General features: G+C 58.2%; 14 protein-coding genes. 7 read left to right on the plus strand and 7 right to left on the minus strand.

Annotation, left to right across the window (positions count from 1 at the left end):
* The first annotated feature begins 83 nt into the window (after window positions 1-83).
* The 3 genes from BP758_RS07490 (at window position 84) to BP758_RS07500 (ending at window position 3,120) form a co-directional block, all read left to right on the plus strand.
* Window positions 84-764, plus strand: a complete 681-nt coding sequence (locus tag BP758_RS07490) for a 2,5-diamino-6-(ribosylamino)-4(3H)-pyrimidinone 5'-phosphate reductase (RefSeq protein WP_292370277.1) — start codon at window positions 84-86, stop codon at window positions 762-764.
* A 113-nt stretch (window positions 765-877) separates the two neighbouring features.
* Entirely contained in the window at window positions 878-2,071 is a 1,194-nt protein-coding gene (locus tag BP758_RS07495) for an SLC13 family permease (protein WP_292370248.1), read from the plus strand.
* 695 nt (window positions 2,072-2,766) lie between these two features.
* Window positions 2,767-3,120: a nucleotidyltransferase domain-containing protein gene (locus BP758_RS07500; protein ID WP_292370249.1), complete on the plus strand. Its 354-nt coding sequence runs from the start codon at window positions 2,767-2,769 to the stop codon at window positions 3,118-3,120.
* A gap of 176 nt (window positions 3,121-3,296) precedes the next feature.
* On the opposite strand, the gene BP758_RS07505 is transcribed toward BP758_RS07500, so the two are convergent.
* From BP758_RS07505 to BP758_RS07525, 5 genes are read right to left on the minus strand one after another with little or no spacing between them, the layout of a single operon-like run.
* Complete coding sequence (locus BP758_RS07505) at window positions 3,297-4,193, minus strand: thiamine pyrophosphate-dependent enzyme (protein ID WP_292370250.1); 897 nt, start codon at window positions 4,191-4,193, stop codon at window positions 3,297-3,299.
* 1 nt (window position 4,194) lies between these two features.
* Window positions 4,195-5,349 carry a pyruvate synthase subunit PorA gene (porA, locus tag BP758_RS07510; protein ID WP_292370251.1) on the minus strand — a complete coding sequence of 385 codons (1,155 nt, stop codon included), beginning with the start codon at window positions 5,347-5,349 and terminating at the stop codon, window positions 4,195-4,197.
* A complete protein-coding gene (locus BP758_RS07515) occupies window positions 5,350-5,610 on the minus strand; it encodes a 4Fe-4S binding protein (RefSeq protein ID WP_292370252.1) in 261 nt (86 codons plus the stop codon).
* A complete protein-coding gene (locus BP758_RS07520) occupies window positions 5,610-6,155 on the minus strand; it encodes a pyruvate ferredoxin oxidoreductase subunit gamma (protein ID WP_292370253.1) in 546 nt (181 codons plus the stop codon). Before BP758_RS07520 ends, BP758_RS07515 begins: the two co-directional genes overlap by 1 nt.
* 45 nt (window positions 6,156-6,200) lie before the next feature.
* Window positions 6,201-7,079 (minus strand): methanogenesis marker 12 protein, encoded by an 879-nt coding sequence (locus BP758_RS07525; RefSeq protein ID WP_292370254.1) that lies wholly within the window; start codon window positions 7,077-7,079, stop codon window positions 6,201-6,203.
* A gap of 39 nt (window positions 7,080-7,118) precedes the next feature.
* On the opposite strand from BP758_RS07525, the gene BP758_RS07530 reads away from it, so the two are divergent.
* The 4 genes from BP758_RS07530 (at window position 7,119) to mch (ending at window position 11,544) form a co-directional block, all read left to right on the plus strand.
* Window positions 7,119-8,048, plus strand: a complete 930-nt coding sequence (locus BP758_RS07530; RefSeq protein WP_292370255.1) for an NAD-dependent epimerase/dehydratase family protein — start codon at window positions 7,119-7,121, stop codon at window positions 8,046-8,048.
* A gap of 9 nt (window positions 8,049-8,057) precedes the next feature.
* Window positions 8,058-9,224, plus strand: coding sequence for a cofactor-independent phosphoglycerate mutase (locus BP758_RS07535; RefSeq protein ID WP_292370278.1), 1,167 nt, complete (start codon window positions 8,058-8,060; stop codon window positions 9,222-9,224).
* A 181-nt stretch (window positions 9,225-9,405) separates the two neighbouring features.
* A complete protein-coding gene (locus BP758_RS07540) occupies window positions 9,406-10,530 on the plus strand; it encodes an ORC1-type DNA replication protein (protein ID WP_292370256.1) in 1,125 nt (374 codons plus the stop codon).
* 69 nt (window positions 10,531-10,599) lie between these two features.
* Window positions 10,600-11,544: a methenyltetrahydromethanopterin cyclohydrolase gene (gene mch, locus BP758_RS07545; RefSeq protein WP_292370257.1), complete on the plus strand. Its 945-nt coding sequence runs from the start codon at window positions 10,600-10,602 to the stop codon at window positions 11,542-11,544.
* A gap of 166 nt (window positions 11,545-11,710) precedes the next feature.
* Here the strand turns inward: mch and BP758_RS07550 are convergent, their stop codons facing one another.
* Both BP758_RS07550 and BP758_RS07555 read right to left on the minus strand, forming a co-directional pair.
* Complete coding sequence (locus BP758_RS07550; RefSeq protein WP_292370258.1) at window positions 11,711-12,679, minus strand: helix-turn-helix transcriptional regulator; 969 nt, start codon at window positions 12,677-12,679, stop codon at window positions 11,711-11,713.
* Window positions 12,680-12,763: 84 nt separating this feature from the next.
* On the minus strand, window positions 12,764-13,747 hold the full coding sequence (locus BP758_RS07555) for a DUF5667 domain-containing protein (RefSeq protein WP_292370259.1): 984 nt from the start codon (window positions 13,745-13,747) through the stop codon (window positions 12,764-12,766).
* Window positions 13,748-13,985: the final 238 nt, after the last annotated feature.

Raw genomic sequence — 13,985 nt, forward strand, 5'->3', positions numbered from 1 at the left:
TATCACGGCCGGGCCGGGATGCCGGACCCCCCGGCCCTTACGGCGGGATATAATACTAAAAAAGGAATACAAAGATGATCTGTATGCGTCCGGTTGTGATCGTGAACGTGGCAATGAGCGCAGACGGCAAACTCTCGACCCGGGAACGCCGGCAGGTTAAGATCTCCGGGAAAGACGATTTTTCCCGCGTGGACCGGCTCAAGGCGGGCTGCGATGCCGTGATGGTCGGGATCGGCACGGTGCTTGCCGACGACCCCTCGCTCACCATAAAAAGCCCGGACCTCAAAAAGGAACGCCTGGACAGCGGCCGCCCGGAGCACCCGGTCCGGGTGGTGATCGACAGCAGGGCACGGACCCCTCCCGGGGCTTCGATCTTACATAAGGGCGACGGGCAGCGGGTGATCGCGGTCTCTGCCCGGGCAGACCCGGGGCGTGTCGAGGCCCTCAGGACAACGGCAACGGTCATTGTTGCCGGGGAAGACGAGGTGGACCTCTGCCGGGTCATGGACGAGCTCGGGAAGATGGGGATCCGGCGCCTGGTAGCGGAGGGCGGCGGAACGCTGATCGCCGGCCTGGTCCGGGCGGGCCTCGTCGACGAGCTCTATACCTACGTGGGAAGCATCGTGATCGGCGGGAAAGATGCCCCGACCCCGGCAGACGGCCCGGGCTGGACAAAAGAGACCGAGTTTGCCCGGCTCGCCCTTGCCGAAGTTACCCGGATCGACGACGGCGTTCTCCTCCACTGGACAATAAAAACGGCATAAACCGGTTTACTCCCCCGTTTTTCCCGGTGCCAAGCCTCATCACGGTCTAATGAAAACTCTCTTTTACGTATATTGCGATCATTGTCCTTGCCGCCGTTTTTCTCCTGATTGCCGTGCGGCAGGTCGGACGGTTCACCGTTAAGATCTGGCAGGTCATGCTCGGGGGAGCAGTAGCGGTCCTCCTCCTTGGCCAGATCGCCCCCGCCGATGCCCTTGCGGCGATAAACATCGGCGTGATGATCTTCTTGTTCGGGATGTTTATCGTGGGAGAAGCTCTCTGTAAGAGCGGGTACCTCGACGCACTCTCCCGCCGGTTCTTCCGACACGCCCGCACCCCCGACGGGCTCCTCTTTCTCGTGATCTTCGGGTTCGGGGTACTCTCGGCACTCCTCATGAACGATACGCTCGCGATAATCGGGACGCCGCTCGTGCTCGGGCTTGCGGCACGCTCCCGGCTCCCGGCAAAGATGCTGCTCTTTGCGCTTGCCTTTGCCATCACGACCGGGAGCGTGGCAAGCCCGATCGGGAACCCCCAGAACCTGCTCGTTGCAACGGAGAGCGGGATGACCGCACCGTTTGTCACCTTTGCGTACTGGCTGCTCCTCCCGACCCTGGCAAGCCTTGCCGCCGCGTGGCTGGTGCTCCGCTGGTATTACCATAAGGAAGTTTCCCGGGCAGTTCCTGCCGCCGGCGACCCGGCACCGGTCGCCGTTCCCGACCCGGCGCTCACCCGGATCGTGAAATGCTCGCTTGCGATCATCCTCGTCCTTGCCGGGGCAAACATAGCAGCATCGCTTTTGACCGGCGGCATCGTGGTCCCGCTGCCCCTGATCGGGCTTGCCGCCGCACTCCCGATCCTCATCTTCTCGTGCGAGCGGGTATCTGTCCTCAAGGCCATCGACTGGTGCACGCTCGTCTTCTTTGCGGCAATGTTTGTCTTAATGGCCGCCGTCTGGCAGACCGGCTTTTTCCAGTCGGTTACCGGTGCCGGGGCGGTCGCCTCGGTCCCTGCGATCCTCGGAATGAGCGTTATTATCAGCCAGTTCATCTCGAACGTGCCCTTTGTCGCACTCTTCCAGCCGCTCATCCTTGCGGCCGGCGGAACGACCGCACAGCTCATGGCCCTTGCCGCCGGGAGCACGATCGCGGGGAACCTTACGATCCTCGGCGCGGCAAGCAACGTGATCATCATCCAACAGGCCGAGGCCCGGGGGGAGACCCTGACATTCTGGGAGTTTGCGAAGATCGGCGTGCCGCTGACCATAATCCAGGTCGGGATCTATGCGGTGTGGTTGTGGGTGATCTGATGAGCGTGTTTTTCTGTGCGTTGCAACAAAGACGAATCGTTCCGGCGGGATCAGCGCTACAAGGTTAGTAGAGATTTGCGATGAGTATTCGTGAGGTATTTTAAGAGAGATGACACGGTAATTTTATTACCAATAATCGGGTTGAATCTCAACTGTTTGTGCAGGCCATTTGATAAGTTCTAGAGCCGAAAAATTCGGCCGGAAGGAGAAATATTTCTCACAATTCTCAACCGTTGCGGTCGTGACAGTGATCTTGTCGAAAGCATTATCATAGACTATGAGATCTCCCATATGGCGAACATTGAAAAACGACGGAAAGTAAAACAGAAACTTGCACTTTTCCATACATATATCAAAACGGTAAGGACAGTTTCCGCAGAACCATAATCATTTGAAGGGAAAACCCGATGCACTGGCTCATAGAGGTGTCAATCGATGAAAAGAATCCGTGAATACAAAAAACACATTAATGTGTTCACAAAGACATTAGGCCCGGTTGACATAGCCCGTTTTATCCAAGGCTATGAAACCGACAGCGAAGAATATACCAAAAAGCGTTATGAATAACTGCCCGATAATATCAATAATGTGAAAAGGAGCCTGATCGAACGGCAGAAAAAACGCAACACAACGACGCAGATCTGATGAAGCGACCCCTCATTAGGAGGGGGCTGAAACTATTGAACTGCACTTAAGTGCGCTCGAGCAGAGTTGATGCAAAAGTCCTTGAAACGGTAAATTTCTTTGGCGCACAGCTCCGGAAGAACGGAGTCCGCATCAACAATCTTATTCTGTTTGGTTCATCGGGCACGGGCACTGCAACAATCGGAAGCGATATCGATATCGCCATAATCTCCGATGATTTCAACAATCGGGATATTTTTGACCGGGCACTTCTCACAAAAGATGATGAGATGCATACCGTAAAAAAATTCAAAGTGCCCCTTGATGTAATCACGTTAACCCCGGAAGAATACCGGGATCAAAAATCCCTGATTGCAGGCACGATCCGGAAGGGGATTGCCCTCCCAACGCTATCTTTGGCATGAAAACCATTCACGAAAGTCATACAGAAGATATGCAGGAAATACAATCCCTTATGATACTCTCCGAAACGTCCCTGCGCCAGTTTCTGGATGAAGAACCGGATCTCTATTCCATCAGCGATGCAAAGGTAGTCCTGCTGAAATAAACCTGCAAAATAAAAAAAAAAAGAAAACGGATTTTATTCCTTCTTGAGCTTGATATCGATGCCGTACTTCGCGGCGTTCTTATCCGCAATCGCCTGGATTGCTGCGATCTCGGCGTCCTGCCTCTTGGGCTTGAAGAGGTGGCGGAAGCGCTTCTGGGTCTTTAGGTATTCCTCGACCGGCTTTCTTACAACCTTCTTTGCCTTCGTGACCTCGCCGTCAACCATCTCGTAGTTGACCCAGAGGCCGGTCTCGATGGCGAGCTTTGCAATCGCCATCGTCTGTTCGCCCTCGAATCCCCAGCCGGTGCAGCAGGGCACGTGGATCTGGACGTAGGTGGGGCCGACGGTGTTGATCGCTTTTTCCACCTTCTGGATAAGGTCGTTCGGGTAGGCAATCGACGCGGTCGCCACATACGGGGCGCCGTGGGCCGCAAGGATCGCCGGCATGTCCTTTTTCGGGCGCTTGTTCCCGAAGGACTGCGAGCCGGCCGGGCTTGTCGTGGTGCTCGCATCGTAGGGCGTTGCACCGGACCGCTGGATACCCGTGTTCATGTAGGCCTCGTTATCGTAGCAGATGTAGGTGAGGTCGTGGCCGCGCTCGAACGCGCCGCTGATGCAGAGCATCCCGATATCGAAGGTCGCGCCGTCGCCGGCCATCACGATGACCTTCTCTTTCCTTCCCTGCTTCTTGAGCGATGCCTCGATACCCGATGCAACCGCCGAAGCGTTCTCGAAGAGCGAGTGGATCCACGGAACCTTCCACGCGGTCTCGGGGTAGGGCGTGGAGAAGACCTCCATGCATCCCGTCGATGAGACAACAATGGAATTCGTACCCGCTGCCTTGAGCATCAGCCGGGCCGCAAGTGCTGCCCCGCACCCGCCGCAGGCCCGGTGGCCGCAGTCGAAGAGTTCGCAGGAGTTGTCTGCCATGTTACAGCACCTCCTTACGCAGCCCGATATACTGGCCGCCCTTGCCCTGCTCGGCGAGCGCAACCGCATCGCGGATGTCCTTTTTGCGGACGTCTCTCCCGCCAAGGCCGATAACGTAATCGTACACCGGGATGGTGGAGCCGTAGAGGGCATCCTTTACTTCGAGCGCGGTGGCACCCTTTGCACCCAGCGAGATGTTCTTGTCGAGAACGGCGACGCGCTTTGCGCCTTTCAGGGCCTTTGCCACGTCTTCAGTCGGGAATGGCCGGAAGACCCGGATCTTGAGGAGCCCGACTTTCTTTCCTTCTTTGCGCATCTCGTCGATGGTGTCCTTGACCGTGCCGCAGATGGAGCCCAGTGCAACGATCACGGTCTCTGCGTCCTCAATGTGGTAGCCTTCGACCATTGCGCTGTAGTCCCGGCCAAACATCTTCCCGAACTCGGCGCCGGCGGCCTTAATCACGGACTTCGCATCCTTGAGCGCCTTGTCGGTTTCGTACCGGAATTCAAGGTAATACTCGGGAGTTGCGTACATCCCGAAGCTCATGGGGTCGGCCGCATCGAGGCGCTCCGTTGGCGTAAACTTCGGGAGGTACTTGTCGGCGTCTTCCTGCGTGAGCATATCGACCGGCTCGTAGGTGTGCGAGAGGATGAACCCGTCGAAACAGACCATCGCGGGTAAGAGAACCTTAGCGTTCTCCGCAACCTTGTAGGCGATGTAGTGGAGATCGGTTGCTTCCTGGTTGTCCTCGGCGTAGAACTGGAGCCAGCCGGAGTCGCGCAGGGAGATCGAGTCCTGCTGGTCGTTCCAGATCGAGAGCGGGGCTCCCATTGCACGGTTCGCAATGGTCATGACAATCGGCAGGCGCATCCCGGCAACGTTGAAGCAGACCTCGTACATCAGGGCAAGGCCCTGCGAGGTGGTTGCCGAGTAGGTCCGCGATCCTGCGGCGCTGGCGCCAAGGCAGGCGGAGAGCGCGGAGAACTCGCTCTCGACGGTGATATAGTCTGCGTCGAGCTTCCCGTTTGCCACCATCTCGGCGAGCGCCTCGACGATGTGGGTCTGGGGGGTGATCGGGTACGCGGAGACCACCTGCGGCCGGCAGAGCCGGACCGCTTCGGCGACCGCCATCGAACCTTCGGTAATGCCAAGCATCTATTTCTCCTCCTGTTTCATTGCGATCGCTTTTTTCGGGCACTCCTCCGCGCACATCCCGCAGCCTTTGCAGTACGCATAGTCGGGATCGAAGAAGCCCTCCTTGTCCTCGGTGATGCAGCCCTCGGGGCAGATCACCTGGCAGGTCCCGCACTTGGAGCAGAGGTTGTGGTCGAAGATCGGCTTGAACACCCTCCACGACCCGGTCCTGTTGTCCCGGCCCTTGCCCGGCCGGGCACGGCAGCCGACAGCGAGCGCCATTATGCCGCCGCCCCCTTCACGTGCTCGAACGCCTGGCGGGCTGCCTCGATATTCTTCTCGGCGAGTTCTTTGGGGAACCGGTGCAGGAGCGCATTCTTGAGCGCATCGAACTTGATCTCGCCGGTTGCCGCGGCAAACGCTCCCATCAGGGAAGTATTGGTGATGGGAAGGCCGATGACCTTAAGGGCGATGGAGGTCGCGTCGATGGTGATGAGTTTTACGCCGTCGGGAACCTTATAATCCGGTGCCTTCTCGGTATTGACAATCACGATGCCGCCCTTCTTGACACCGGAAAAAACATTGACGTCCTTGATGAGTGTGCTGTCCTGCACGATGATGTAGTCAGGCTCGTACACCTGGCTGCGAAGCCGGATCTTGCGGTCGTCGAACCGCACGAATGCCTGGACCGGGGCGCCGCGCCGCTCGACCCCAAAGGCCGGGAACGCCTGCGAAAAAACACCGCCTTCAAACGCAGCAACAGCAATAAGTTCCGCAGCGGTGACCGAGCCCTGGCCGCCCCTGCCGTGGATACGAAGTTCTCTCAAAGGAAAAATCCCCTCAGTAATCTTACATGATAAATCGATATAAATCTAGAGATCTACATCGATGCCGAGGATAGTATCCGCCCCGGAAAAGACATCGCGGGCAATGGCCGCAAGTCCGCGGGATGCGCACCATTCGTCATAAACGGCCACATCCTGCCCCAGAAGCGATTCGACTTCGGGTGCAATGGTGGGCGCGAGCGAGCCGGCAAGTGCGACCCGGGCGCGCGGATTGAGCAACCGGAGCGAGGCGCATTCCATGGCCGCGAACATGGCGACGGTCCTTACGCGCAGGTCGCCGTCTTCGGGGAGCGAGTAATTTACTCCTGCCTGCTGGAAGGCATCGTTTGCGGAGCACTCGCCCGCGTCCACCCGGCGGATGGCATCGACATCGAGCGCGCCGTGCCGGGTGCCGGGCGCAAAGATGCAGGCATCGAATGCCCCGACGAGGCGGCCTGCGGTAACCAGCAGGGTCACGGTATTGGAACTTGCATCGGAGACCACGAGATCGTCCCCCAGATCGGTGCTGACCGCAAAGGCGATCCCGATCTTCTCGGGGCTGGACTGGTGGGAGTAGGCCTTGAACCGGGGATCGGTGGGGGAGCCCCGGTGCAGGCCGGGGATCGCGACCGCGGGAAGGCCGCTCTTTTTAATCTCGTCGAAGACTTTTGTCCCCCCGCCGATGTGTTTGCCCGCGCCGTCGCGGCTGACCACGCCCCGGTTGGTAAGCCGGCCGACGGGGGTGATCTTCGAGAAGTTGTCGCCCATCGAGTAGCAGAGCGCGATCCCTTCGATCTTGTCGAGGGGGCAGATCCGTTCGAGGTCTGCAACGCAGAAGTGTGTTGCCTCCTCGCGCGTCATCTTGAACTGGCAGTCTTCGGATGCAAACCGCATCGCGGTCGTGCCGTGGTCAATCCCGATGAACATAGCAGTAATCCTATAGCATGGGTTACATAATAGGTATTGATGTTTGCAGTAGTGACCGGCGGGGCCGGGTTTATCGGCTCCCATCTGGTTGACACGCTCGTTGCACAGGGTAACGAAGTGCTGGTGATCGATTCGCTCTGCGCAGGACGACGGGAATGCATTGCCCGGCACATCGACACGGGCGTGGCCCGGCTGGTACAGGCGGATCTGCTGGACGATGGCTGGCAGGAACATATCAGGGGAGCGGACCGGGTCTTCCACCTTGCCGCCGACCCGGACGTCCGGCAGAGCGCGATCGACCCCGAACCGACGATGCAGAACAATATCATGGCCACGTACCGCGTGCTCGAAGCAATGCGCAAATACGAGGTCCCGGAGATCGTGTTTACCTCGACCTCCACGGTCTACGGCGAGGCAACGGTCATCCCTACTCCTGAAGACTATGCCCCCCTCCTGCCGGTCTCGGTGTACGGGGCGAGCAAGCTTGCCTGCGAAGCGCTGATCTCCTCGTACTGCTATTCGTTTGGCATGAAGGCATGGATCTACCGGTTTGCCAATATCGTGGGCGAACGCAGCGGCCACGGCGTTATTACGGACTTCATCAGGAAACTCAAAGAGAACCCTGCCGAACTCGAGATCCTCGGGGACGGGAAGCAGGTCAAGTCCTATCTCGAAGTCCACGAGTGCGTTGCCGCCATGCTCTTTGCCCTGCGCACCAGGGAGACCGTCAATATATTCAATATCGGCTCCGAGGACTGGATCGATGTAACGAGCATTGCGGAGATCGTTGCAGAGGAGATGCACCTGCCCGATGTAAAGTTCCGGTTCACCGGCGGCGAGCGGGGATGGGTGGGCGATGTCCCGAAAATGCAGCTCTCCATCGACCGGATCAAGGGCAAACGCTGGAAGCCGCAGCTCGGGTCGCGCGAGAGCGTGCGGCTCGCGGTCCGCGACCTGCTTACGTCCTAAAGTGAGGGGATCGCAACGAAGCCCGCAAAGTGTATCCTCATTCTCGGAGATGGGATGGCCGATGAGCCGATCCCGGCGCTCGGGGGAAAGACCCCCTTAGAATATGCAAAAACCCCGAACATGGACCGGATGGCCCGTGAAGGAGCGTGCGGTCTCCTGCACACGGTTCCCGACCGGTTCGAGCCGGGGAGCGATATCGCGAACATGTCCATCCTCGGGTATGCCCCGGAGAAGTACTATACGGGCAGGGGCCCGCTCGAAGCAATGAGCATGGGCGTAGATCTTGCTCCCTCCGATGTTGCCTACCGCTGCAACCTCGTGACCGTGAAAGACGGTGTCATGGCGGACTTTTCCGCCGGCCATATCACGAGCGCCGAAGGGGCGGCTCTCCTCTCTTCGCTTGCCCCGCATGTCCCGAAGGTGGCCGTGAAGGCGGGCGTCAGTTACCGCAACCTCCTTGTTGTCCCGCACGGGTCGGCGGCGGATTCGACCGCTCCGCACGATATTGTCGGCCAGAAGATTGCAGACCACCTTCCCCGGAATGGCGATGCGGATCTCCTCCTCGCCTGCATTGAGAAGAGCCGGGAGATATTCCGCGACCACCCGGTGAATGCGGCCCGCAGGAAGGCAGGAAAACCCGAGGTCACGCAGATCTGGCCGTGGAGCGGTGGCAGGCGTCCCGCATTCCCGCTCTTTGCCGACAAGTACCACAAAAAAGGCGGAATGATCTCGGCAGTCGATCTCTTAAACGGCATCGCCCGGTGCGCCGGCATGGAGGTCATCACGGTGCCCGGGGCAACGGGATATTTCGACACGGATTATATGGCCAAGGCCCGGTACGCGCTCGATGCGATCAGACACCTTGATTTCGTGTATATCCACATCGAGGCCCCGGACGAGGCCGGGCACCTCGGCAGTATCGAGGAGAAGGTTCGGGCGATAGAGAATGTCGATCGCGTGGTGGGAAAAGTCCGTGAGGAGTTCGACGGGATCGTGGCGGTGCTGCCCGATCACCCGACGCCGATCCGGATTAAGACCCATGCCCGCGACCCGGTGCCGTTTGTCGTGACCGGCAAAGAGACCGACGGGTGCATGCATTACTCCGAGAAGGAGGCACGGTCGGGGATGTTCGGGACAAAAGAGGCAACGGACTTCCTGTCGTTCCTCTTTTCCTGAATTATTTTGTTTTCAAAAGAACGATGCGGCATCAGTCCCCTGCATCATCACGGTTTCAGTGGGGGTAACTTTCATCATCTGCCGCACCCTGTATACCGTTTCATTTTTTCGGGATATAACTTTGGCCGCCCCTGCATATCAGAGAAATTATCTGGTGCAACGTTGATGGAGTACTCATACCATGAAAAAGAACCTGCTGATGTGGGACGAATCGCTCTTCCGGGACCCGGAAGTCTTCGAGATCGACTATATCCCAGAGCAGTTCGAGTTTCGTGACACGCAGATGCAGGAACTCGCGTTCCAGATCCGGCCCGGGCTCCGGGGCGGCCGCCCCTTGAATACGATCTGCAAGGGCCTGCCCGGCTCCGGTAAGACCACCAGTATCAAAAAGCTCTTTTTGGAAGTCGAGGAGACCACGAAAAAACTGGTGCCGGTCCACATCAACTGCCAGATCGACAATACCAAGTTTGCCATCCTCTCCCAGATCTACCGCAAGCTCTCCGGTCATCTGCCGCCCGCATCGGGCACCTCCTTTAAGCAGGTCTTCGACGCCGTTGCCCGCATGCTCTTAAAAGACGAGTGCGTGCTCCTCGTTGCCCTCGACGATGCCAACTATCTCCTGTACGAGAACGAGCTCAACAAGGTGCTCTACACGCTGCTGCGTGCCCACGAGACCTACGAGGGCCTCCGGATCGGCGTTATCGTGATCATCAGCGATCCGGATGTCGACCTTTCGCGGGAGATCGATGCCCGGGTCTCCTCGGTCTTCCGCCCCACCGAGATCTACTTCCCGCCCTACGGGAACGCGGAGGTGCACGAGATCATGAAGGCCCGGGTGATGCAGGGGTTCTTTAACAATGTCATCAGCGACGAGATGCTCAACCTTGTCGTGGAGCAGACCTTAAAGAGCGGCGACCTGCGGGTGGGAATCGATCTCCTGAAGCGTGCCGCACTCAATGCCGAGCGTGCCACCCGGCGCAGTATCGAACGGGCGGATATCTGCGGGGCGTACGAGGTCTCGAAATACCTTCACCTGGAGTACACGATAAAGACCCTCAAGGACGAGGAGAAGAAGATCCTCGCGGGTCTTGCCCGGGCGAGCACGTCGGAGGGCGGGATGAATGCCGGCGAGGTCTATAAGACCATAAAAGAGACCGTTCCCGTGGGATACACCCGGTTCTACGAGATCATAAAAAAGATGGATGCAATGAGGCTCGTGAACCTCCAGTACCGGGAAGGCAAGGGCCGGACCCGGGTAATAACCCTCCGCTACGAGCCGGAAAAAGTGCTCGGCTGCCTTTCATAAGGGCGGGGAAATATTTTCAAAAATCTTATCTGTTCAGGAACCCTCTTCTTATGAGACAGGGGTTTTTCTATGTTAAGTGTTAACGAACTGGCACTTGAAATATTCGACAACCTCGCCGATCTGGCCGAGGAGTTTAATGCTGCTTATCACGAACTGGACAACGGCGCACGGATCGTCGACTGCGGGGTAAGCACGAGGGGTGGATACGCAGCAGGCAGGGCTTTTACCGAGATCTGCATGGGCGGTCTTGGCGAAGTGAACTTCCGGATGGGCGAGATCAAGGGGATCCCCCAGCCGTTCATCGACGTCAACACCGATTTCCCGTCGATTGCCTGCCTCGGGGCCCAGAAGGCCGGCTGGACGGTAAAGGTAGGGAACTATTTTGCCATGGGAAGCGGCCCGGCACGGGCGCTCTCGCTCAAGCCCAAGCACACCTTTGAAGTGATCGACTACGAGGACGATTACGACTGCGCCGTGATCTGCCTTGAGTCCGACCACCTGCCCAATGGCGAGGTCATGGCAAAGATCGCCGAGGAGTGCCATGTGGACGTTGCAAACACCTGCGCAGTCGTTGCGCCGACCTCCTCGATTGTCGGTTCGATCCAGGTTTCGGGGCGCTGCGTGGAGACGGCGATCTACAAGTTAAACGAGCTCGGCTTTGACACCCGGAAGATCATGTCCGCGATAGGCACTGCCCCGATCCCGCCGGTACGGGGAGCCAAGCGTGCGATGGGTGTGACAAACGACGCAACCATCTACCACGGCCAGATCCAGCTCACGATGAATGCACCCGAGATCAAGGATTATCTCGAAAAGATCCCGAGCTGCAAGTCCAATGGCTACGGCAAGCCGTTCAACGAGATCTTCAAGGAAGCAGGGTACGACTTCTACAAGATCGATACCTCGCTCTTCTCGCCGGCCGAGGTCATCATCAACGAGCTCTCGGACGGCAGCGTGTATCACGTCGGTGCAGTCAACAACGACGTGACCCTGAAGTCCTTCGGGCTCCAGTAATTTTTTTTTATTTTCATCGCCCGTCCTGCACGGTATTTTTTAGTCCTGTCCGGCAAGTTTTATCCGTTCCCGCAAGGATTCTCCAGGGAACTCTGGTTTTTCAGGATATCCCCCGGATACAACCGGGGGGAAATGGCTTTTTTTAAAGGGATAAAAACAGGAGAAGTTACCGGTACTTCTCATCGAGCCGGATAAGGTTCTCCCGGCCCTTTTTTACCTTCACGATAATCCCCCTCTGGTGGAGATCGTGTAAGGCTGAACTTAAGGTGGACTTGGGGATGCCAAGGGTTCTTCCCAGTTCTGACTGGAACTGCTCCCCGCCACCGGCCTTAAGCTGCCTGAGGATTTTTTCATCAAGGCCAATCCTGTCTGCATCCGACAGGGATACCGGGGGATCATCCGGTTCTTCCAGGGGCTCTGACGGCACTGCTGCCGGGTCCGGCTCCGGTTTTTTTCTCCGGTAGAACAGCAGTCCCGCCGCCGCAACAATAATGATGATCCCTGCAACCACGACAGGGAGGAGGGGGAACCCGCTTTTTTCAAGGACAACGGACGGTTTCCCGGTGTCAAAGGATCGCAATCCGTACCAGGCAAGCGAGGCGCTGTCTTCCTGGTCCGGATCTGGTTCCGCGGAGACCAGCGAATATCCTGCGGGGTACCGTATGACAAGGACGGTGTCCTTTGAGAGGTACAGGCCACCGGCAAAGGCATCCCCGGTGGTCAGCGTGGTACCGGAAGATACGGAAAAGTTGGTCCAGGCAAACGAGATGGAGATTATACCGAATTTGCCGGTCGGCGTTGTCTGGGTAATTGCGGTGCCGGAGAAGTTCCCGACCGACATCTGTCGGGATGTGGCGGATGCGGCCTGCGCCGCCGAGCTCTGCATGAGGGTTTCGATCTGGGGGAGGTATACGGAATCGAGCGTTGCGGCGTACTGTTCGAATGCCGCGGTATCGCTGTCGGTGGACAGGGGCGTCCGGTACTCCACGTTCCAGAGCGCCGTACCGCTGTCCTGGAGCTGTATCGTATAGGTGGTGGAATAGTCCTGGAGCCCCGCGGCGCAAACCGCCGGAACGGTAAGGCACACTGCGAGAACGAAGAGAACAAAAAAACATCTGCGGTCGGTTGTTCTCATGGGGCACGCCTTCTGATCATCATGGTATCCCGCTGATAAATACGCTTTTTATCGTTGATCCGATCCCGCGTACACGGGGGAAGGTCACCTGCCGTGCGGGCGCCCGTTTCCATTGTCCGTGGCCTCCGGATTCACGTGTGTGTTCCCATTTCCCTGCCCGTTACCCTGATTAGTCTCCCTGGTTCCGACTGTATCCGGGCTGCCCTTGTCGGTCCCTCCCGCAGTGCCGGACTGGCTCTGGTCGTTAGTGTCCCCCCCGCGATTTCCCGGGGAGATCTGGCCGGTCCCGTCCGCAGACTGCGCGCTCTGGTTTCCCTCACCGGGCTGCCCCGGGGACCTGCCGGTATCGGGAGACACAATACCCTTTGCGGTTCCGTTCCCCGTGGGATCCTGCTGCCCGCGGACCGGGAGTTTTGACGGGACAAGCGACCCTGTTCCCGTTGTATTGGCACCCGGGTAACCGGCGGTATCCCCGGACCAGGTACGTTCCCGGATCTTCTCTTCGAACCGCAGCTGCCGTTCGAGGCTGTTGTTGTATGCCCGCACAAGGCCGGTGTTGTTGGGATACTCCTGCATGAGGTACCTGAACGTCTCCTGGTGACGGTTGAGGTTCTCCAGGGCGAGCATCAGCCCGGTCCCGTTGTTCTGCGGCTGCCAGGTACTTCCGTTTGGGGCAGTTGTGTCCGGCCCATCCCGGTTCGTAATGGTAGTTATGGTTTCTTCGGACTGGTTGACCTTCTGCCAGTACTGATCGAGGGTCCGGTTTACCGCATCGGTCTGGTTTGCGGCAAGGGCGCCCTGCAGTTCTGCAAGCCGGAGATCTGTCCGGTTGATCTCTTTTTCGAGTTTTTCGGTCTGGTTTGGCGTGAACGATTCATCGAAGTTTTCCAGTGCGATCTTAAAGCCGTAGAGCGGGCTTGTCGGACCGATTGCATCCGTGGAAGGTGCCAGTACGGTTCCTGCCGGAAGAGCCGCCGGCGTCAGGTTTCCGGCAGCCGCTGCAAGCCCGGGAATACAAAGGATCCCCAGTATCGCAAGGATCACCACTATGAAAGACTGGTGTTTCATGGTTTTTCAGTCCCTGTGCAGTGCAGGTTGTTGTGTATACTACTCTGATTCGGGGACACATAAGTCTCCTTACCGTTCGGAAACCGGGATTTTGTCCTCATGGTTTCCCTTATGCGGGCAATCGTTCCAAAGGGTTCTGGCTGTCGATCCGGGCAATAATATTCGCGGAAAAACCCCGGGACGCCGGATTGGGAGGAACGGCAGAGGGCCCAGTCTCTCCCGTGCCGATGCACGGCCA

The organism is Methanoregula sp. UBA64, assembly GCF_002502735.1.
GTDB lineage: Archaea > Halobacteriota > Methanomicrobia > Methanomicrobiales > Methanospirillaceae > Methanoregula.

Coding starts and splice junctions, on each gene's coding strand:
- mch (WP_292370257.1), top strand. CDS start 10,600: ATGTTAAGTGTTAACGAACTGGCACTTGAAATATTCGACAACCTCGCC.
- BP758_RS07555 (WP_292370259.1), bottom strand. CDS start 13,747: ATGAAACACCAGTCTTTCATAGTGGTGATCCTTGCGATACTGGGGATC.
- BP758_RS07525 (WP_292370254.1), bottom strand. CDS start 7,079: ATGTTCATCGGGATTGACCACGGCACGACCGCGATGCGGTTTGCATCC.
- BP758_RS07550 (WP_292370258.1), bottom strand. CDS start 12,679: ATGAGAACAACCGACCGCAGATGTTTTTTTGTTCTCTTCGTTCTCGCA.
- BP758_RS07490 (WP_292370277.1), top strand. CDS start 84: ATGCGTCCGGTTGTGATCGTGAACGTGGCAATGAGCGCAGACGGCAAA.
- BP758_RS07540 (WP_292370256.1), top strand. CDS start 9,406: ATGAAAAAGAACCTGCTGATGTGGGACGAATCGCTCTTCCGGGACCCG.
- BP758_RS07505 (WP_292370250.1), bottom strand. CDS start 4,193: ATGGCAGACAACTCCTGCGAACTCTTCGACTGCGGCCACCGGGCCTGC.
- BP758_RS07515 (WP_292370252.1), bottom strand. CDS start 5,610: ATGGCGCTCGCTGTCGGCTGCCGTGCCCGGCCGGGCAAGGGCCGGGAC.
- BP758_RS07530 (WP_292370255.1), top strand. CDS start 7,119: ATGTTTGCAGTAGTGACCGGCGGGGCCGGGTTTATCGGCTCCCATCTG.
- porA (WP_292370251.1), bottom strand. CDS start 5,349: ATGCTTGGCATTACCGAAGGTTCGATGGCGGTCGCCGAAGCGGTCCGG.